Raw genomic sequence first — 19,928 nt, forward strand, 5'->3', positions numbered from 1 at the left:
CTCTATCAGATCTTTCCGATCCGATTTCCTCGGTGCTTTCCAGGTTCCCGCTTTCGCGTTTCCCTTTCCGGCGGTTCCGACTCTATCAGATCTTTTCTCGACCTGATCCCCGGTCAGCGGGGTTGTCTTCCCGGTCCGTTGGGCCGTTCCGACGTCTCAAACCTTAGCGGATCTTCCCGGCGATTCCCAATCGGGCCCTTGCGGATCCGTTCGAGGCCGACGAGTCCCTTTCGAATTGAATTCGGGCACGCCGAATACAACCCGGCTGGGAGATCGTGCTGGTGGTTTGGTTGCCGCAGGTGCGGCGGGAGGTGTCACCGGAGAACCGTTACGGCTCGCTGGCAACCCGAAGAACCTTACGGATCGGACAGGGGGCTGTCAAGGGCCCCTGTCAAGAGCTTTTAGTCGAGGTCGCTGAGCCGGCCGCCGGCGTCCGGCTGGGCGTCCTCGACCCTGCGCAGCAGCCTGGTCAGCACCTCGCCGAGGACCGTGCGCTCGGCCGGGGACAGGTCCTGGAGGAGGTCGCCCTCGAAGACCGTGGCCAGGCGCATGGCCTCCAGCCACTTCTCCCGGCCCTCGGGGGTCAGCTCCACGATCACGCGGACCCGGTTGTTCTCGTCGCGCTCCCGGGTGACCAGACCCTCGCCGACCATGCGGTCGATGCGGTGCGTCATCGCCGCGGGGGTCAGACCGAGGCGCTTGGCGAGTTCGCTGGGCCCCATCCGATAGGGGACCCCGGACAGGACGAGTGCCTTGAGCACCTCCCACTCGGCGTTGCTGATGCCGAGCGCGGCGGTCTGCCGGCCGTAGGCGACGTTCATCCGGCGGTTCAGCCGGGACAGTGCCGAGACGATCTTCTCGACCTGGGGGTCGAGGTCCTGGAACTCGCGCTGGTAGGCGGCGATCTGCTCTTCGAGTGTCGGTTCGCTGCCGATGCCGGGGGTGTCGCCCATGTCCGCAGTATGGCATGGGCCGCTTGGCGTCGAAGTCCTTCCGGGTGTACTGTTTAGCTTCGAAGTTTAGCTTCGAAGTCTTCAGTTCTAACTACTGAAGCGAGACCAAGTACCTACGTTCTCGAGAGAGGTGAACGTGACCAGGGCGATGGGCGCAGCGATGCGCCGGATCCACGTGGGCAACGCACTCAGCGCGTTCGGGCTCGGCTTCACCGTCCCCTACCTGTACGTCTATGTGGCGCAGGTGCGGGGGCTGGGGGCCATGACGGCGGGCACGGTGCTCGCCGTCTTCGCCGTGGCCGCGCTGATCGTGCTGCCGTTCGCCGGCCGGGCGATCGTGCGGCGCGGCCCCCTGCCGGTCCTGCTCGCCGCCCTGGTCCTCGCCGCGCTCGGCGCGCTGAGCCTGGGGCTGGCGGGCGGTGCGGTGACCGTGCTGCTGTCGGCGGCGGCGCTGGGCGCCGGCCAGGCGGTCATGCAGCCGGCGCTGGCGACGATGATCGTGGACTGTTCGTCGACCGAGACGCGGTCGCGGGCCTTCGCGATGCAGTTCTTCCTGCAGAACCTGGGACTCGGTGTCGGCGGCCTCATCGGCGGTCACCTCGTCGACACCTCCCGGGTGTCGTCGTTCACGCTGCTGTTCGCGATCGAGGCGGCGGTGTTCGCGCTGCTGGTCGTGCTGATGTCGACGGTGCGGATGCCGCACGCGCCGCGGGTCGAGGGCGCCCCGGCGGGCTCGACCGGGCGCGACGCCCGGCGGCAGCTGTTCGGCAACCGGGCCATGGTGCAGCTGTGCGTGCTGGGCTTCGTGCTCTTCTTCGCCTGCTACGGGCAGTTCGAGTCGGGCCTGAGCGCGTACGGCGTGGAGGCCGCCGGGATATCGACGTCGACGCTGGGGACGGCGCTGGCGGCGAACACGCTGATGATCGTGGTGGCGCAGTTCGCCGTGCTGAAGTTCGTGGAGCGCCGGCGGCGTACGCGGGTGATCGCGGCGGTGGGCGTGATCTGGGCGGTGGCCTGGGCCGCGGCGGCCTACGCGGGCCTCGGGCACGGCAGCCCCGCGATGGCGACGGCCGCGTTCGTGTCCACGTACGCGCTGTTCGGGCTGGGGGAGGCGATGCTGTCGCCGACGCTGGCCCCGCTGGTGGCCGATCTGGCGCCGACCGGGATGGCCGGGCAGTACAACTCGGCCTTCGCCCTGGTGAAGCAGCTCGCGCTGGCGGTCGGCCCGGCGGTGGGCGGTCCGCTGGCGGCCTCGCTGCCGGGGCCGTACGTGGTGACGTTCCTGCTGTTCGCGCTGGGGGTCAGCGTCCTCGCGCTGCGGCTGGGTCGGGGGCTCACGGCGGTGCAGGACCATCCGTGGGCCGCGCGGAGCCGGGTGGTGGCGCGCGGAGGGGCTGCCGCGGAGACGGTGGCCGCGGAGGCGTGACGCCTTTCGCCCCGTGTGCGGTGGGCGCTCGCGACGCGGTCCTTCCGGGCTGCTGACGCCGGCCCTGCTGCCGGACTGCTGACGGCGGTCGTCATCTGCGGGTGACGGCCGCCGTTCGCGTTCCCGCGGTCATGGCCGCCTGAGCCGTGCGGCTACGGCTGCTTCCCCGGCAGGGTGAACTCGCACCACACCGCCTTTCCGCCGCCCGGTGTGCGGCGGGAGCCCCAGCTGGAGGCGATGGTGGCGACGATGGCGATGCCGCGGCCGGACTCGTCGGCCGGTTCGGCGCGACGGCGCCTGGGGAGGTGGTCGTCGCCGTCGGTGACCTCGATGATGAGGCGGCGGTCGGTGCGGCGCAGCCGCAGCCGCATGGGCGGCGTGCCGTGCTGGAGGGAGTTGGCGACGAGTTCGCTGGCCGCCAGGACCCCGAGGTCGTGCAGTTCGGGCGGGAAGCGCCAGCTGGCCAGGACGCCGGAGGCGAAGGCACGCGCGCGGGGGGCCGCTTCGACGCCGCCGAGCAGTTCGAGGGCGGCGTTGCGGAAGAGTTCGCCGTCCGGGCCGGTGCGGGCGGGATGCTGGAGGACGAGGACGGCGACGTCGTCGTCGTGGTCGGCCTGTACGCCGGCCGAGCGGACCAGGCGGTCGCAGACGACCTGGGGGGTGCCGGTGGCTCCGGCCAGGGCGCGTTCCAGGGCGCTGATGCCCTCGTCGAGGTCCCGGTCCCGGCGTTCGACCAGGCCGTCGGTGTAGAGGACGGCGGTGGAGCCGGGGCCGAGCGGGACCGAGCCGGAGGCGTGCATCCAGCCGCCGGTGCCGAGCGGCGGGCCGGTGGGTTCGTCGGCACGTACGACCGTGCCGTCCTCGTCGCGGACGAGGATCGGCAGGTGTCCCGCCGAGGAGTACAGCAGCCGGCCCTCGTTGGGGTCGTGGACGGCGTACACGCAGGTCGCGATCTGGTTGGCGTCGATCTCGGCGGCGAGGCCGTCGAGCAGCTGGAGGATCTCGTGCGGGGGCAGGTCCATGCGGGCGTAGGCGCGGACGGCGGTGCGGAGCTGGCCCATGACGGCCGCGGCGCGCACGCCTCTGCCCATGACGTCGCCGATGACGAGGGCGGTGCGGCCGCCGCCGAGGGTGATGACGTCGTACCAGTCGCCGCCGACGGCGGCTTCCGTGCCGCCGGGTTGGTAGGTGGCGGCGATGCGCAGGTCGTCGGGCTGCTCCAGCACCTGGGGCAGCAGGGAGCGCTGGAGGGTGACGGCGGTCTCGCGCTGGCGTCGCTCGCTGGCCCGCAGGCGTTCGGCGGCTTCCGCGTGGTCGGTGACGTCGGTGGCGAAGACCAGCACCCCGGGGCCGGTGGCGCGGGCGTCGCCGCCGGCTTCGCCGGCCGGGGTGCAGGTGAAGGTGTAGGAGCGGCCGTCGGTGGCCTTGCGGGACTTGAGGGTGCGGGGTCTGCCGCTGCGCAGGACCTGGTCGAGGAGCGGGAGCAGGCCCAGTTCGCGCAGTTCGGGCAGGGCGTCGCGGGCGGGTTCGCCGAGGGGGCGGGCGCCGAAGGCGGCCGTGTAGGCGCCGTTGACGTAGGCGAGGCGGTGGTCGGTGCCGTGGACGACGGCGACGAGGGCCGGGACGCGGTCGAGGACCTCGCGTGCGGGGAGCCCGTCGACGGCGGGCACGGGCGCCGCCTGGTCGCCCGGCTGTCCGGCGCGGGCGGCGGGCACGGAGCCGTCGGCCCGCCCCGGGGCGGTGGCGAGGTCGGTCCGCGCTGCGGCGCGGCGCTGCGATCCGGGGATGCCGGGGAGCCGGGCGCTCCAGCGCGTGAAGTTCACGAATCCTTGCCTCGTGTCTGTCGTCTCGGGCCGGCTCCGGGGCCCGGCCGGGGGGTGTCGGGCCGCGCGGCGGGAGCGCACTTTTCTGCCGCCCCGGTCGGTGCGGCACAGCGGTCATGCGTCGGGTCGTGCGTCACGGGTGACCGGGCGCGGCGGCTGCCGCTCCGCGGTCGTGGGCCAGTGTGGCAGTGTGGCCGCCTCGCGCCGACATCCGTTGGACGCCGGGGCGCGCCACGGAGTTCCTGGGTTCGCTCAGGACGACCCTTTCGGGTTGATGTTCGGGTCGAGTGGATGTTTTCCACCGGCCGCCAGTTCGAACTCCGCGCGGGGGTGTTCCAGTGAGCCGAGGGAGACGATCTCCCGTTTGAAGAGTCCCGCCAGCGTCCATTCCGCGAGGACCCGGGCCTTGCGGTTGACGGTGGGCACCCTGCTGAGGTGGTAGGCGCGGTGCATGAACCAGGCGGGGTAGCCCTTCAGCTTGCGTCCGTACACCTGTGCGACACCCTTGTGCAGTCCGAGGGAGGCGACCGAGCCCGCGTACTTGTGGGCGTACGTCTCCAGGGGTTCGCCGCGCAGGGAGTGGGCGATGTTGTCGGCGAGGGCCTTGGCCTGGCGGACGGCGTGCTGGGCGTTGGGCGCCGTGTCGCGGCCGGGTTCGGCGGCGGTGACGTCGGGGACGGCGGCGGCGTCGCCCGCGGCCCAGGCGTGTTCGACGCCGTCGACGGTGAGCCGGGCGGTGCACCTGAGCCGGCCGCGTTCGTCGCGGGGCAGGTCGGTGGCGGCGAGGACCGGGTGCGGCTTGACGCCGGCGGTCCACACGAGCGTCCGGGTCGGGAAGCGCTGCCCGTCGCTGAGGACGGCGACGCGGTCGGCGCAGGACTCCAGACGGGTGTGCAGGAGGACCTGGATGTTGCGGCGGCGCAGCTCGGTGACGGTGTAGCGGCCCATCTCCTCGCCGACCTCGGGCAGGATGCGGTCCGAGGCCTCGACCAGGATCCACTTCATGTCGGCGGGCCGGATGTTGTGGTAGTAGCGCGTGGCGTAGCGGGCCATGTCCTCCAGTTCGCCGAGCGCTTCCACGCCGGCGTAGCCGCCGCCGACGAAGACGAAGGTGAGGGCGGCGTCGCGGATCTCGGGGTCGCGGGTGGAGGAGGCGATGTCCATCTGCTCGATGACGTGGTTGCGCAGGCCGATGGCCTCCTCGACGGTCTTGAAGCCGATGCCGTAGTCGACGAGGCCGGGGATGGGCAGGGTGCGCGAGACGGAGCCCGGGGCGAGGACGAGTTCGTCGTAGGCCAGTTCCTCGGTGCCGCCGCTCTCCTCGGTGGCGAGGGTGGTGAGGGTGACGGTGCGGTGCGCGTGGTCGACGGCGGTGGCCTCGCCGACGACGACACGGCACTGGTCGAGGACCCGGCGCAGCGGTACGACGACGTGCCGGGGGGAGATCGCCCCGGCGGCCGCTTCGGGCAGGAAGGGCTGGTACGTCATATAGGGGTCGGGCGTGACGACCGTGATCTCCACCTCGCCCCGCCTGAGCTCCGGCTTCATCCGCTGCTGCAGGCGCAGGGCCGTGTACATCCCGACGTAGCCGCCGCCGACAACGAGAATGCGCGCACGTTCCTTCACCATCCCATGACGCACCCGTGACTCTCGTTTGTCCACAGGCCCGGCGATTTGTGTGACAGCGCGGCAGGGCGCGCCGGGGTTGGCCGAATCAGTGAAGTACGGGAAAGGAACGCAGGTCAGCGAGGGTGTGCGGGCGCTCGTGGGCGGCTGCAATCCGGACGTTTGCGACCCGTACTCCGATCGGGGGGCGCACTGTGCGGAACCTGCCCCTTCTGAATTGACTCCCTCTCAACTATGTTCGTGTCGGCGGGGTGTAGGGGATGGGGGGCGAGCGAGTCCGCGGGGTCTCACCGGATCTCGGGAACGGCTCGGTCGTACGCGATTCCCGTTTCGGGCATCTCGCGTTCAGTGGCGGGGAGTGTCTCCGGGGGGAGACGTCATTACCGGGGGATCAGTCATGCACATTCAGAACACTCATTGGTCGACCGCGTCAGCCGTCGCGACCGGTGGCGGTGGGCTGGGCACGACGGCCGGCGGGCGCGGGGACGAGTCCCGGGCGGCGCGTACGGCGCCGTTGCGCGTGGACGCGCAGCGCAACCTCGAACATGTGCTGCGGGCGGCGCGCGAGGTCTTCGGCGAGCTGGGTTACGGGGCGCCGATGGAGGACGTGGCGCGGCGCGCGCGGGTCGGCGTCGGCACGGTGTACCGGCGGTTCCCGAGCAAGGACGTCCTGGTGCGGCGGATAGCCGAGGAGGAGACCTCCCGGTTGACCGACCAGGCGCGGACCGCGCTCGGGCAGGAGGACGACGCGTGGGCGGCGCTCTCGCGTTTCCTGCGCACGTCGGTGGCTTCCGGCGCCGGGCGGCTGCTGCCGCCGCAGGTGCTGCGGGTCGGCGTCGCGGAGGACGGCGCGGCCGGGCCGGACAGGACGCGGCTGCCTCAGCAGCGGACACAGCCCGGCTCGGGTGAGCTGCGGCTCGTGCCCGAGAGTGCGGGAGCGGCGTTGGTGCCGGACCCCGCCGTCGAGGGCGCGGGCGTGACGGCCCTGCTCGACGTCGTGGGGCGGCTCGTGGAGCGGGCGCGCGCCGCGGGCGAGCTGCGGCCGGACGTGTCGGTGTCGGACGTGCTGCTGGTCATCGCGACGGCGGCGCCCTCGCTCCCGGACGCGGCCCAGCAGGCGGCCGCCTCGGCCCGGCTGCTGGACATCCTGCTGGAGGGGCTGCGGTCCCGTCCCGCGTGAGCGGACGGCGGCGGGTGACGGTGGGCCTCGGTCCGCGGTGAGCCGGCCGGCCTCGGTCGACGCCGGGCCGGCCGGCCCGCGTCGGTGGCGGTTCGGCCCGCTCGGGCCGGCTTCGGTCGGCGGTGGGCCGGCCGGTCGAGGATTCGGCCGGGCCGGGCCGTGGTGTCCGACATCGGCGCCTGGCGGTACGTCGGCCGGGTGAACGGCCGGGCCGGGCGGGCCGGACGAGCGGCACCGTCCGGCACGGTCCTCCCGACGGGGGACGGTGCCGCTTGGCGGTTGACGGCGTTGCCCGGCGGCGGCTCCGGCCGTCGGCCGGTCTGCCCGCGCCGCGGGAGGGCCTGCCGCGCGGTCGAAGGGCCCTCGTTCAGGCGCCGGAGGCCAGTGCGCCCCTCTGGGGGGCGATGCCCGCCGGTACCGCACGCGCGCGTGCGGGGGTTCCGGTCCAGCAGGTGCCCCTGCGGGACAGCAGGCGGCGCAGCCACATCTCCAGGGAGATCAGGTCCGCCAGACCGTCCAGGGGCAGCGGCTCGCCCTGGGCCGCCGCGCGCAGGGCCTTGCGGACCACCCGCGCCTCCACGAGGCCCGCCTCGGCGAGCAGCGGCGTGGCGAACAGGTCGATCAGTCCGTCCACGGCCACGCGCAGGCCCGCGCGGGCGGCGACGGCCGCGGGCGCGTGCGAGGGGGCGCCCCAGCCGGGCGGCAGTTCACCGACCCCGGCGCCCTCCAGGACCGTGCGCAGGATGGCCGCGCGCGCTCCCGGCTGCACGCGCAGCGCCTCCGGCAGGGCGCGGCAGGCGCGGACGACCTGGTTGTCGAGGAACGGGGTGTGCAGCCGCTGGGAGCGGATCTCCGCGGCCTGCTCCAGGACGCGCACGTCGGCCGCGCATCTCGCCAGAGCGGCGCGCGCGCGGTGGTCGCCCGGCCGCTGGCCCGGACCGATGCCGGGGCGGCTCGTCGCCCCCTGCAGGCGAACCGATACTTCGGCCAGCGCCTCGCCGGTCAGCCAACGGGCGGCGGGGCCGGGCCCGGCCCAGGTGAGCGCGGCCAGCGACGCCCCTACGGCGCCCGCGGGCTCGTCGAAGCGCCGGTGCAGCAGCCGCTCGGCGAGGCCCTCCAGGCCCGCCCGGTACGGCGTCCGCGCCAGTCGGCGGGCCGCGCCGTACACGCGCGCGGGGACCATCACCGATCCGTCGGCCCGGGTGAGCGCGGCGACCGGCCGGACCAGGTGGCGCCGCTTGCGGTCCATCAGGAGGTCGGCCAGGCGCGCGGGGTGCGCGTCGAGCACCTGGCGCGCGCCGTAGCCGGTGAAGTGGTCGGCGCTGCCCGAGGCCAGGCGGGCGCGGTGCCGGGCCGCCGTGACCAGGGACGGGCCGGGCTCGTCCGTGAGCGGCCCGTCCAGGTCGGCGTACGGCAGTACGTCCTCGCCGCCCGTGACGACCACGTGGTGCAGGCGCGGGTCGGCGGCGAGGGTCCCGGCCCGTTCGAGTTCGGCCTCGCGGCCGCCGACGGCCAGGTCGTTGAAGGTGACGGCCAGCAGGCGCTCGCCGGCGCCCGTGCCGTGGCCGAGCAGCGTGCCGGGGTTGCCCGGCAGGCCCGCCGCCAGCAGCGCCAGCGTGCCCGAGGCCGGGCCGCCGGACAGGTCCGAGCCGATCCCGGGCACCGGCATCCCGCGGGCCGCCCGGCGCTCGGCCGGACCCATGCCGGGCACCGGGCCGGGATCGATGTCGGGCACGTGCCGGGGCGCGGACAGACGCGCCCGGACGGCCTCGACCAGGGCGTCGCGCACCGCGTCTACCGCGCTGTCGGGGTCGGCCGGGGGCGCCGCCACGGCGAGCGAGGCGACCGGCTCGTACCCGGCGATCTCCCGGGCGCCCGCGCGCAGGATCAGGGCGTGTCCCGGAGGGATGCGCCGTACGCCGTCGTAGGGCGTGGAGTCGTGCAGCGCGGCCGGTACGTCGGGGGCGGCGAGCAGGGCGGCGAGGTGGCCGAAGTCGAGGTTGGCCTCGACGAGGTCGGCCAGCGGCAGCGCGGCCGTCGCGTAGGCCGTGCCGCCGGCCCAGGGGGTGTGGAACACCGGGCGCGCGCCCGCGAGGTCGCCGCAGACGGTGATGCGGCGGCCGACCTGGACGACGGCCGTGTAGCTGCCGGGCCAGGCGGTCAGGTGCCGCAGCGCGCCCCCGCGCGCCGCGAACAGGCCGACCCGCAGCTGCTCGTCGGAGGCGCCGCAGGTGCCGAGCACCGCGATCCTGGTCCGCGCGTCGGCCTGCACCAGGCGGACCTCGTCGGGCCGCCAGTCGCCGACCGCCCACAGCGGGTCGGGATCACCCCACAGGAGCTGGGAACCCACCGGCTGCACGGTCTCGCCGTCGTAACCGGTGGCGCCGGCCGAGCCGACCGGATCGGCACCCGCGGCGGCCATGCTCCAACCCACCAACCACCGCATCGACGCCTCCACGGACCGCGGACAACCAGGTGCACCGTACGAACCGGTCACCATGCTGCCACGAAGGAGGCGCGCCGGAGGGGAGGCGGAGCCGCCTCGGGCACACGGTGCGCGCCCCCGCGCGCCTGTCTCGTCAGTGGCGAACGTCCGTAGCGGGCAAGGTCGCTGCGACCTGAATGCGCCCCCTGATGCGCTCCCCGCGATACCCCGCGCGCCGTCAAGTGCCGTGGTAGAGACGGAAATCGGCGACAGGACGATGGAGCGATTTTCGGCCAAATCCGGGTTCGAGGAACAGGCGTGCGCACGCTCCGTACACGTCTGCGCACGGTATGGACAACGCGCGGTCCGGGAGGCGGAGTTCGCCCCCCGGACCGGTCCGCCGCCCGCGGGGATGAAGGCGGCGGTGTCCCCCAGCCCACTGGATCCAGTACAGCGGGCCGACCCACGCGGGACCATGCAACCGCCGCCCCGATGGCCGGAGTAGAGCGCACGCGCAGGCGCACGGCCACACATCAGGGGCACGCCGCCACCCTGCGTGCAGGGCCCGTACTCCCGTGCGGACCACAATCCCGCCAACCGGAAGAATGCCCCTTAACGCTTGGGATGCGGGGAACTACGCTGGGTTTACGAATGCCGCGTGGTTATGCCAGAAGCGGCAGCCGTCTGTGTCGAGGGGTGGCGCATGTCCAGGGAGCAACGCGGGCCGAACGAAAAGCTCGGCGCCGTTCTCGCCCTCGCGGGAATCAGCAACGCGGGGCTCGCACGGCGCGTCAACGACCTCGGCGCCCAGCGCGGGTTGACCCTTCGCTACGACAAGACGTCGGTGGCGCGCTGGGTCTCGAAGGGGATGGTCCCGCAGGGCGCGGCGCCGCACCTCATCGCCGCCGCCATCGGCCAGAAGCTCGGCCGCCCGGTGCCGCTCCACGAGATCGGCCTGGCCGACGCGGACCCCGCGCCCGAAGTGGGCCTCGCCTTCCCCCGGGACGTCGGTCAGGCGGTGAAGTCGGCGACCGAGCTGTACCGGCTGGACCTGGCCGGCCGCCGGGCCGGTTCCGGCGGCATCTGGCAGTCGCTCGCCGGCTCGTTCGCCGTGACCGCCTACGCGACGCCCGCCTCCCGCTGGCTGATAACCCCGGCCGACAGCTCGGTGGCGCGCGAGGCGAACACGGCGGAGGCCTCGGGCGCGCCGATCAAAGTCGGCCACAGCGATGTGCAGAAGCTGCGGGAGGCCGCCGAGGACGCCAGACGCTGGGACTCCAAGTACGGGGGCGGCGACTGGCGTTCGTCGATGGTCCCCGAGTGCCTGCGGGTCGAGGCGGCGCCGCTGCTGCTCGGCTCGTACTCCGACGAGGTCGGCAGGGCGCTGTTCGGCGCGTCCGCCGAACTGACCCGGCTGGCCGGCTGGATGGCCTTCGACACCGGCCAGCAGGAGGCCGCGCAGCGGTACTACATCCAGGCGCTGCGGCTGGCCCGCGCGGCGGCCGACGTGCCCTTGGGGGGCTACGTCCTGGCGTCGATGTCCCTCCAGGCGACCTACCGCGGCTTCGGCGACGAGGGCGTCGACCTCGCGCAGGCCGCCCTGGAGCGCAACCGCGGCCTCGCGACGGCCCGCACCATGAGCTTCTTCCGCCTCGTGGAGGCGCGCGCCCACGCCCGCGCGGGAGACGCCCAGGCGGCCGGCGCGGCCCTGAAGGCGGCCGAGGGCTGGCTCGAGCGGTCCCGGGAGGGCGACAACGACCCCACCTGGCTGGGCTTCTACGGCTACGACCGGTTCGCCGCCGACGCCGCCGAGTGCTACCGCGACCTGAAGGCGCCCCGGCAGGTGCGCCGCTTCACCGAGCAGGCGCTGTCCAAGCCGACGGAGGAGTTCGTGCGCTCGCACGGCCTCCGGCTCGTCGTCTCCGCCGTCGCCGAGCTGGAGTCGGGCAACCTGGACGCGGCCTGCGAGCAGGGCGTGCGGGCGGTGGAGGTCGCCGGGCGCATCTCCTCGGCGCGCACCACCGAGTACGTCAAGGACCTCCTGCACCGGCTGGAGCCCTACGGCGACGAGCCCCGGGTCGCCGAGCTGCGCGAGCGGGCCCGACCCCTGCTGGTGACTCCCGCCTGACCGGCGGCCCCCGCCCGGCCCGCACGGCTACGGGCCGACCGGCACGACCGCCGGCCGGGCGGCCGGAGGGCTTCCACCACCCGGGTTCGGGGGCGTTGTCAGTGGCACAGTGCACTATCGAGGCGGGAGGTGGAGCGGATGCGGCCGAGGATCGCTCACGACTGCGACGTGCTGGTGGTCGGCGGCGGAATCGTCGGGCTGTCGACGGCGTACGCGATCACGCGCGCCGCGCCGGGCACGCGGGTGACCGTGCTGGAGAAGGAGCCGGGTCCGGCCCGGCACCAGACGGGACGCAACAGCGGGGTGATCCACAGCGGGATCTACTACCGGCCGGGCTCCCTGAAGGCGCGGTACGCGGTGCGGGGCGCCGCCGAGATGGTCAAGTTCTGCGCCGAGTACGGCGTCGACCACGCCGTCACCGGCAAGCTGATCGTCGCGACCTCCCGGGACGAGCTGCCCCGGCTGCACGCCCTGGTGCAGCGCGGCCGGGAGAACGGCATTCCGGTGCGCGAGCTGGGCGCCGCCCAGATCGAGGAGTACGAGCCCGAGGTGCGCGGGCCGGCCGCGATCCACGTGGGCTCGACCGGGATCTGCGACTTCACCGGCGTGGCCCGGCGGCTGGCCGAGGCCTCGGGGGCCGAGATCCGCTACGGGGCGCACGTGGTGCGGGTGGACCGCCGGCCGGAGCTGGGCGTGGCCGTCCGCACCGGGCACGGGGACGTCGTCCGCGCGCGCGTGCTGGTCAACTGTGCGGGACTGCACTGCGACGAGGTGGCCCGGCTGACCGGGGACGACCCGGGGATGCGGATCGTGCCGTTCCGCGGGGAGTACTACGAGCTGGCGCGGCCGGAGCTGGTGCGGGGCCTGGTGTATCCGGTGCCGGACCCGGCGTTCCCGTTCCTCGGCGTGCACCTCACGCGCGGGATCGACGGCGGGGTGCACATCGGCCCCAACGCGGTGCCGGCGCTGGCCCGCGAGGGGTACGGGTGGGGGGTCGTACGGCCCCGGGAGCTGGCCGGGACGCTCGGCTGGCCCGGCTCGTGGCGGATCGCCCGGCGGCACTGGCGGTACGGGGCGGGGGAGCTGCGCCGGTCGGTGTCCAAGGCGGCCTTCACACAGGCGGTGCGCAGGCTCCTGCCGGTGGTCGAGGAGGGGGATCTCGTGGCGGCTCCTTCCGGGGTGCGGGCGCAGGCCGTGCTGCGGGACGGGACGCTGGTGGACGACTTCCTGATCCGGGAGGGAGTGCGGGCCGTGCACGTGCTGAACGCGCCGTCGCCCGCGGCGACGGCTTCGCTGCCGATCGGGCGGGAGGTGGCCCGGAGGGCGCTGGCGGCCCTGGCGGAGGGGTGAGGCCGCGGTGCGGTGCGCGGGCGGTGGGTTCCGCACCCCCGCCGCCCCTTCCTCCCCTGCTCTCGACTCCGCTCGACCAGGGAGGACCCCCGTCGTCCCTGGGGGCTGCGCCGCCCGGCCCCCGTTGTCGGCCCGGGCGGCCTCGTCCTCAGACGCCGGACGGGCTGAAGGATCGGGGTGGGTGGCGGCCGCGACCGCTCCTGGCGGCGGGGCTCTTCAGGAGGGGCTGGGGGAACGTAAAATCGGGGGCACTGTGTCTGAGTCCTTGAAGCTTTCCCCTGTGTCCCCGTCGCCGTCGGATGCCGACGGCGAGGCCGTCGCACGTGTCCGGACCAAGGGAGAACCCCGGTTCCCCGACGGGCCCGCGGCCGATCCGGCCGGGTCGCACTTCGAGCGGCGGATCCGCAGCTTCCAGCCCCGGCGGAGCCGGGTGACCACGGGGCAGGCGGACGCGCTGCAGCGGCTGTGGTCCCAGTGGGGGCTGGACATCGACGGTCAGCGGGTCCTCGATCTCACCGAGTTGTTCGGCGACGACCGTCCCGTCGTGCTGGAGATCGGGTTCGGGATGGGCGAGGCCACCGCGCTGATGGCGGCGGCGGACCCGGACACCAACGTCCTCGCCGTCGACGTCCACACGCCCGGCCAGGGCAATCTGCTCGCCCTCGCCGAGCGGAGCGGGCTGAAGAACGTCCGGGTCGCCAACGGCGACGCGATCATCCTGCTGCGCGAGATGCTCGTCCCCGACTCCCTCGACGGCCTGCGCGTCTACTTCCCCGACCCCTGGCCCAAGAAGCGGCACCACAAGCGGCGGCTGATCCAGCCCGAGTTCCTGACGCTGGCCGCCGCCCGGCTGCGGCCCGGCGCGATCGTGCACTGCGCGACCGACTGGGAACCCTATGCCGAGCAGATGCTCGAGGTGCTGACCGCCCACCCGGACTTCGAGAACACCCGGGCCGACGGCGGCTTCGCACCCCGCCCCGACTTCCGCCCCCTGACGCGTTTCGAGGGCCAGGGCCTGGACAAGGGGCATGTGGTGAACGACCTGCTCTTCCGTCGCGTACCCCACGACGACCAGCACGAATAGCCCAGGACTGCACAGGTCCGCACCGCCCGCCCCTGGCCCGCGAGGCACCGTCGCGGGCGGTCCCCTCCCTCGTTAGGGTCAATCACGTGGCCACCTGTCCCCCGTACCCGACGCATCCCAGCGGCCCCGCCCCCGCGGGCGGCCGGCCGCGACACGCCCACTGGTGGCAGAAACGGTGGGTGCGGTACGGCGCTCTGGCCGGCCTGCTGGCCCTGTCCGGGCTCGTCATCCTCGCCCTCGTGCGGCGGCAGACCGGCACCGAGGGCTTCCTCGTCGGACTGGGCCTGGCCGTGCTGCCGGTGCCGCTGCTGACGGCCGCCTTCCGCTGGCTGGACCGGGTCGACCCCGGGCCGTGGCGCAACATGGTGTTCGCCTTCGCCTGGGGCGCCTGCGCGGCGGCGCTCATCGCGATCGTCGCGAACAGCTTCGCCACGAAGTGGATAGCCACGGCGACCGCCGATCCGGCCGGGGCGGACACCCTCGGCGCGACGGTGATAGCCCCGATCGTGGAGGAGTCCGCGAAGGCCGCCGCGGTGCTGCTGGTCTTCCTCTTCCGCAGACGCGACTTCACCGGCATCGTCGACGGCGTCGTGATAGCCGGGGTGACCGCGACCGGCTTCGCGTTCACCGAGAACATCCTCTACCTCGGCACCGCCTTCGGCGCCGACCAGATGACCGGCGGCCGGGGCATCGCCTCCGTCACCGCGGCGACCTTCTTCGTGCGCGTGGTGATGTCGCCCTTCGCACACCCCCTCTTCACCGTCCTGACCGGCATCGGCTTCGGCATCGCCGCCTCCCTGTCCGGTGAGCGCCGGCGGCTGCGCCGCGTCCTGCTGCCGCCGGCCGGTCTGCTGCTCGCCATGGGCATGCACGCCTTCTGGAACAGCTCCTCGACCTTCGGCGAGTACGGCTTCTTCGCGGTCTACGGCGCCTTCATGGTCCCCGCCTTCGGACTGCTGACCTGGCTGGTCGTCTGGACCCGCCAGCGCGAGCTGCGCACCGTCCGCGAGGAGCTGCCGGCGTACGCCGCCGCCGGGTGGCTGACCCCCGCCGAGCCGTTCGCCCTCGGGTCCATGCGGGCCCGCCGCCTGGCCCGGGAGTACGCCGGCCGGCACCTCGGCAAACCCGCGGCGCGGACCGTCGCCCAGTACGAGGCCTGCGCGACCTCGCTGGCGTTCCTGCGCCGCCGGGGACGCCTCGGCCGGGCCGGCGCCGACTTCGTCGTACGGGAGCAGGAACTGCTGCACGAGATGTGGCGCGGGCGCGAGGTCGCGCAGCCCGCACTCGACCACGCGGCGCGGATGACCGCTCCGCCCGTCCGGGTGATGGCCCCGCCGTGGCCGGTCATGGGCGTGTACGGGCAGTCCCAGCGGTACGGGGCGGCGGCCGCCCACCCCTACGGCTTCACCCCGGGCCCCGGCCCCGGCCCCAACTCGTACGGACAGCCCCTGGGGCCCGGGGCCTACGGGCATCCCCAGGGCCCCGGAGCCCCCGGGCAGGCTCAGGGCTACGGGGCCTACGGGCATCCCCAGGGCTACGGGACCTACGGGTCGTCCGGTCCCCACGGCTCCCACGGCGTCCAGGGCGCCCACGGGCCGTCGGCCGCGCCGTATCCCGCCTACGACCCGTACCGGGCACGGTCGTAGCGCCCCCGGCGTGACCGTGGTGGCTGGCTGCCGCGGCCACGGCCGCGACGCGTACGGCCATGACGTGTACGGTCGCGACGCGTGCGACCGGGACCGCCGGGCTCAGGCGGAGGCCTCGGTCAGCTTCGTGAGGTCGTCCTCGGTCAGCCTCAGGTCCGCGACGCCGAGCAGGGCCGGCAGCTGCTCCACGGTCCGCGCCGAGGCGATCGGGGCGGTCACCGTCGGCTGGGCCGCGAGCCAGGCCAGGGCCACCGTGGCGGCCTCCGCGTCATGGGCCCGGGCGACCTCGTCGAGGGCGGCGAGCACCTTCTGGCCGCGCTCGGTGGCCAGGTGCTTGGCGGCGCCCTCGGCCCGCGCGCTGTCGACCGTGGCCCCGGGCCGGTACTTGCCGGTCAGGAAGCCGGAGGCCAGCGAGAAGTACGGCACCGCGGACAGGCCGGTGCGCTCGGCGAGGTTCTGCAGCTCGCCCTCGTAGGTGTCGCGCGAGACGAGGTTGTAGTGCGGCTGCAGCGCCACGTACCGGGCCAGGCCCTCGCGCTCGGAGAACTCCAGGGACGCCTTCAGGCGCTCGGCGGAGATGTTGGAGGCGGCGATGTGCCGCACCTTGCCCGCCTTCACCAGCTCGTCGAGCGCGCCGATGATCTCCTCGACGGGCACCTCCGGCTTGTCGAAGTGGGTGTAGTACAGGTCGATGTGGTCGGTGCCCAGACGCTCGAGGGAGGCGTCGGCCGCCGCCTTGATGTTGGCGGCGGACAGCCCCTGGTAGTCGGGGTGCTGGCTGACCTTGGTGGCGATCACGACGTCGGAGCGGTTGCCGCGCTCCGCGATCCACCGGCCGATGATCGTCTCGGACTCGCCGCCGTGGTTGCCCTCGATCCACGCGGAGTAGGAGTCGGCGGTGTCGACGAAGTTGCCGCCGGCCTCCGCGTACGCGTCGAGGACGGCGAAGGACTGCTGCTGGTCGGCGGTCCAGCCGAAGACGTTGCCGCCCAGGGCGAGCGGGAAGACCTCGAGATCGGACTGGCCGAGCTTGCGGAGAGAAGTCATGTAGGACATCAACGGTCACGCGCGAGCGGGCCATTCCGTGCCCCGCCGGATCAGGGCGCAAAGATCACGCAAACACGGGCGGGCGAGGCCGTCGCACGGGCGCCGGCCAGGGGCGGGTCGGCCGGGCCGCGGCGCGGAGACGGGCCAGGGGGGCCGGCCGGGCGCGGCGCGGACGGGTCAGGAGCGGACGGCGAGGCCGCGGCGCGGAGGCGGGTCAGGGGGTGAGGCCCTTGCCGTTCAGCCACGCCATCGGGTCGATGCCGGTGGGCTGCCCGTCCGGGTGCACCTCCAGGTGCAGGTGGGGCCCGGTGACGTTGCCGGTGGCGCCGACCCGGCCTATGACCTCTCCGGTGCTGACCTTCTGGCCGGCCGAGACGCTGATCGACGACTGGTGGCAGAACCACAGCTCGGTGCCGTCGTCGAGGGTGAGGATCGTGCGATAGCCGTAGGCGCCGGCCCAGCCGGCCTCCGTGATGGTGCCGCTGTGGATCGCCTTGATCAGGGTGCCGGTGGGCGCGGCGAAGTCGAGGCCCGTGTGGTAGCCGGAGGACCACATGGAACCGGCCTGGCCGAAGGTGGAGGTGATCGTGTAGGAGGAGGTCGGCAGCGTGTACTGCTTGGCCAGCTCGGCCAGTCGCGCCTCCTCGGCCTTCTTCTTGGCCTCCTCGTCCGCCTTCTTCTTCGCGGCGGCGGCCTTGGCCTCGGCCTCCTTCTTCGCCTCGGCGGCGTCCGCCTGCGCCTTCTTCACGGCGGCGGCCTCGGTGGCGGCCCGGGCCTTCGCCTCGACCTGGGACTGCTGCTGCTCGGCCTGGGCCATGATGCGGTTGCGCAGCGCCTCGCCCGCGTCGGCGGTGTCGTGCACCGCCTCGGGGGCGGCCGTGGCGACGTCGCTGAGCGCGGTCGCCGAGCCCTGGTGGGTCTCCTGGGCCGAGTCGTCGAAGAGCGAGCCGACGGAGGGCAGGTGCTCCACGGAGGGCAGGTCGGGCAGCGAGATGGAGACCGGCGGCTTGCCGGTGTTGGCACTGGCCATGCCGCCCGCGCCGACCGCGGCGATCACGCCGACGCCGAGCACGGTGGAGCTGCGCGCGAGTCCGCCGCCGCGCTGCTTGGCGACGCGATGCCGGCCGCGTACGGGACGGACGGAATCCTCGGTGGGGTTCCACTCCTCCCAGGGGCCCTCGTCGGTGCGCCGCTCGCCGTAGCCGAAGGACTCGGTGCGCTGGCTCGGCATGAACGGGGCTTCAGAGGCAGGCCGGTTGGACGCCACGCGGGCGTGCTCCTTTCCTTCCGCGTCGCCTACCGGGTTAGCTGACGGGTTCGGAACGGGAAGGTCTCCTACGCGCGTCAACCGGCCGTGGCGACACGGCGGACGACGTGCGATTCACCCCAAGTTGGTGGTTCCCCGGTTCCCTCGCGGGATTCGGCGCGTGCGCGCACGGAGCCGCCTCTGTGACGGCTGGGACGACCGCGCTGCGTTATCGAACGTTAATAGACGCGAGCGTTTGATTCCAAGCCGTATGGCTTGATCATTAAACCTTTTTGGCCAAGACATATCGACCGGCGCGGAGGAAACTCGGGCGAGTTGACAAAGGATCAGGCCAGTCGGCCGCTCCTGACGGCCCGGGACGCCCTGAAGCCAGGGCTGATGGTGTGTCAGTTGTTATGCGGACGGAGGTCGGCCGCTCACGTGACGTGACATCGATCAGGGACTGGCGCCGGCCGCCGGTCGACGACCGTCGATCGTCGACCAGGGGGCGGGAAAACACTCAGGGCCGGAATCCGTTGATCGGATTCCGGCCCTGAGTCTTCAGTAGCGGGGACAGGATTTGAACCTGCGACCTCTGGGTTATGAGCCCAGCGAGCTACCGAGCTGCTCCACCCCGCGTCGGTGAAACCAGTGTATCCCATGTTCGGGGCAGGTTGCACACGAGTTCACTCGCGCCCCGCCTCCGGATGCCGGTCCGACTCCTGGGCCCCCGCCTCCAGGTGCCGGTCCGGTTCCCTGGCCCCCGCCTCCAGGTGCCGGTTCGGCTCCTTGGCCGCCGTCTCCAGCTCCGGCAGGACGACGACCCGCGCGCCGCCGCCCGCCAGGATCCCGGCCCCGTCCGCCGCCTCGACGAACGTGTCCGGCTCCCGCCAGGCGGTGACCACCCGCCGCACTCCCGCGTCCAGAATCCGCCGGGCGCACGGGCGCGGCCGGGAGGCGCGTCGGGCGCACGGCTCCAGGCTGCTGTACACCGTGGCCCGGGCGAGCCGCGGGTCCGCCGGGTCGATCTTGGCGAGCGCCGCCTCCTCCGCGTGCACGACCGGGTCGCCGCCCTCCCGCGAGTGGCCCCGCGCGAGCTCGGTGCCGTCGGCGGCCACCACCACCGCGCCCACGCTGAACGCGGTCGCCGAGGGCGGGCACAGCAGCGCCAGCTCGCAGGCGGTCCGCAGCCAGTGCCGGTCCGCGGGCACGGCCCGGCCCCCCGTGCCGGGGGCGGTGGGTTCGTACCGCATGAGCACCACGTCCTCGATCGCCCGGGTCTCCACCAGCCGCAGCCGCCCGCCCTGGTACCGCCCCGGGCCGAACAGCCGCGGCGCCGCGGGGTCGCCCACGAAGAGCGGGGCGAGCACGAGCTGCACCTCGTCGACCAGCTGGAGCTGGAGCAGCTGCGTGTGGATCGTGCCGCCGCCCTCGACCATGAGCCGGCGCACGCCGAGCACGTCATGCAGGTGCTCGAGCAGCCCGCGCCAGTCGAGCTCGGCGCCCAGCGCGACCACCTGGACGTCCTCGGAGGCGACGCCGGAGGCCCGCAGCCGCCGGGCGCCCTCGTCGGTGGTGTAGACGGCCTTCGCGCCGCCCGTGTGCCAGAAACGCGCCCCCGGGTCCAGCTCGCCGGACGCGCTGACCGTGACCTTCAGCGGATACTCCGGCCGCCCGGCGGCGGCCCGGGCGGCGCGCCGCTCGGTCGAGTTGACCAGCAACCGCGGGTTGTCGGCGCGCAGGGTGCCGGCCCCGACGAGGATCGCGTCCACGGACGCCCGTACCTCGTCGACCCGGTCGAAGTCGGCGGGACCGGACAGCAGGAGGCGGTCCGGGCCGGTGTCGTCCAGGTAGCCGTCGAGGGAGACGGCGGCGGACAGCAGGACGTACGGGAGGGGCATCGACGCGATCTCCAGGGAAGCGGGACGGTGGGCGGCCGGGGCCGGACGGCCGGGACGTGGTCCCAGTCTGGCGGAGGACCCGCGGCGCCCGTG

The 19,928-nt window shown here is 73.8% G+C and carries 13 protein-coding genes, 1 tRNA gene and 1 riboswitch; of the genes, 6 read left to right on the plus strand and 8 right to left on the minus strand.

The annotated features are described in order from the left end of the window. Window positions 1–401: 401 nt before the first annotated feature. Window positions 402–953: a MarR family winged helix-turn-helix transcriptional regulator gene (locus tag ACH5A8_RS33595; RefSeq protein ID WP_399007792.1), complete on the minus strand. Its 552-nt coding sequence runs from the start codon at window positions 951–953 to the stop codon at window positions 402–404. 160 nt (window positions 954–1,113) lie between these two features. Here ACH5A8_RS33595 and ACH5A8_RS33600 point away from each other — a divergent pair, with 160 nt between their 5' ends. Further along, a complete protein-coding gene (locus ACH5A8_RS33600) occupies window positions 1,114–2,379 on the plus strand; it encodes an MFS transporter (protein WP_399007848.1) in 1,266 nt (421 codons plus the stop codon). Window positions 2,380–2,531: 152 nt separating this feature from the next. Here the strand turns inward: ACH5A8_RS33600 and ACH5A8_RS33605 are convergent, their stop codons facing one another. Both ACH5A8_RS33605 and ACH5A8_RS33610 read right to left on the minus strand, forming a co-directional pair. Then, entirely contained in the window at window positions 2,532–4,202 is a 1,671-nt protein-coding gene (locus tag ACH5A8_RS33605) for a SpoIIE family protein phosphatase (protein ID WP_399007793.1), read from the minus strand. Window positions 4,203–4,454: 252 nt separating this feature from the next. Beyond that, the gene (locus ACH5A8_RS33610) at window positions 4,455–5,831 is read right to left on the minus strand and encodes an NAD(P)/FAD-dependent oxidoreductase (protein ID WP_399007794.1); all 1,377 of its coding nucleotides are present in this window, start codon (window positions 5,829–5,831) and stop codon (window positions 4,455–4,457) included. A gap of 394 nt (window positions 5,832–6,225) precedes the next feature. Here ACH5A8_RS33610 and ACH5A8_RS33615 point away from each other — a divergent pair, with 394 nt between their 5' ends. Beyond that, a complete protein-coding gene (locus ACH5A8_RS33615) occupies window positions 6,226–7,008 on the plus strand; it encodes a TetR/AcrR family transcriptional regulator (RefSeq protein ID WP_399007795.1) in 783 nt (260 codons plus the stop codon). A 367-nt stretch (window positions 7,009–7,375) separates the two neighbouring features. Here ACH5A8_RS33615 and ACH5A8_RS33620 read toward each other — a convergent pair whose 3' ends face one another. Beyond that, window positions 7,376–9,454, minus strand: a complete 2,079-nt coding sequence (locus tag ACH5A8_RS33620) for an asparagine synthase-related protein (protein ID WP_399007796.1) — start codon at window positions 9,452–9,454, stop codon at window positions 7,376–7,378. A 682-nt stretch (window positions 9,455–10,136) separates the two neighbouring features. On the opposite strand from ACH5A8_RS33620, the gene ACH5A8_RS33625 reads away from it, so the two are divergent. From ACH5A8_RS33625 to ACH5A8_RS33640, 4 genes are all read left to right on the plus strand, one after another. Then, window positions 10,137–11,561, plus strand: a complete 1,425-nt coding sequence (locus ACH5A8_RS33625) for an MFS transporter (protein ID WP_399007797.1) — start codon at window positions 10,137–10,139, stop codon at window positions 11,559–11,561. A gap of 138 nt (window positions 11,562–11,699) precedes the next feature. Beyond that, window positions 11,700–12,911: an L-2-hydroxyglutarate oxidase gene (gene lhgO / locus ACH5A8_RS33630; protein ID WP_399007798.1), complete on the plus strand. Its 1,212-nt coding sequence runs from the start codon at window positions 11,700–11,702 to the stop codon at window positions 12,909–12,911. Window positions 12,912–13,191: 280 nt separating this feature from the next. After that, window positions 13,192–13,995 (plus strand): tRNA (guanosine(46)-N7)-methyltransferase TrmB, encoded by an 804-nt coding sequence (gene trmB, locus ACH5A8_RS33635; protein WP_399007799.1) that lies wholly within the window; start codon window positions 13,192–13,194, stop codon window positions 13,993–13,995. A gap of 86 nt (window positions 13,996–14,081) precedes the next feature. Further along, window positions 14,082–15,641 (plus strand): PrsW family intramembrane metalloprotease, encoded by a 1,560-nt coding sequence (locus tag ACH5A8_RS33640; RefSeq protein WP_399007800.1) that lies wholly within the window; start codon window positions 14,082–14,084, stop codon window positions 15,639–15,641. A 102-nt stretch (window positions 15,642–15,743) separates the two neighbouring features. On the opposite strand, the gene ACH5A8_RS33645 is transcribed toward ACH5A8_RS33640, so the two are convergent. From ACH5A8_RS33645 to ACH5A8_RS33660, 4 genes are all read right to left on the minus strand, one after another. Next, window positions 15,744–16,688, minus strand: a complete 945-nt coding sequence (locus ACH5A8_RS33645) for an aldo/keto reductase (RefSeq protein ID WP_399007801.1) — start codon at window positions 16,686–16,688, stop codon at window positions 15,744–15,746. A gap of 214 nt (window positions 16,689–16,902) precedes the next feature. Beyond that, entirely contained in the window at window positions 16,903–17,955 is a 1,053-nt protein-coding gene (locus tag ACH5A8_RS33650) for a M23 family metallopeptidase (RefSeq protein ID WP_399007802.1), read from the minus strand. Window positions 17,956–17,966: 11 nt separating this feature from the next. Beyond that, a riboswitch (cyclic di-AMP (ydaO/yuaA leader) is annotated at window positions 17,967–18,124 on the minus strand. Between the two features lie 375 nt (window positions 18,125–18,499). Beyond that, a tRNA-Met gene (locus ACH5A8_RS33655) sits at window positions 18,500–18,573 on the minus strand. A 47-nt stretch (window positions 18,574–18,620) separates the two neighbouring features. Beyond that, window positions 18,621–19,835: a dihydrofolate reductase family protein gene (locus tag ACH5A8_RS33660; RefSeq protein WP_399007803.1), complete on the minus strand. Its 1,215-nt coding sequence runs from the start codon at window positions 19,833–19,835 to the stop codon at window positions 18,621–18,623. Window positions 19,836–19,928 lie beyond the last annotated feature (93 nt).

It is taken from the genome of Streptomyces sp. NPDC018610 (genome assembly GCF_044391765.1).
Taxonomy (GTDB): domain Bacteria; phylum Actinomycetota; class Actinomycetes; order Streptomycetales; family Streptomycetaceae; genus Streptomyces.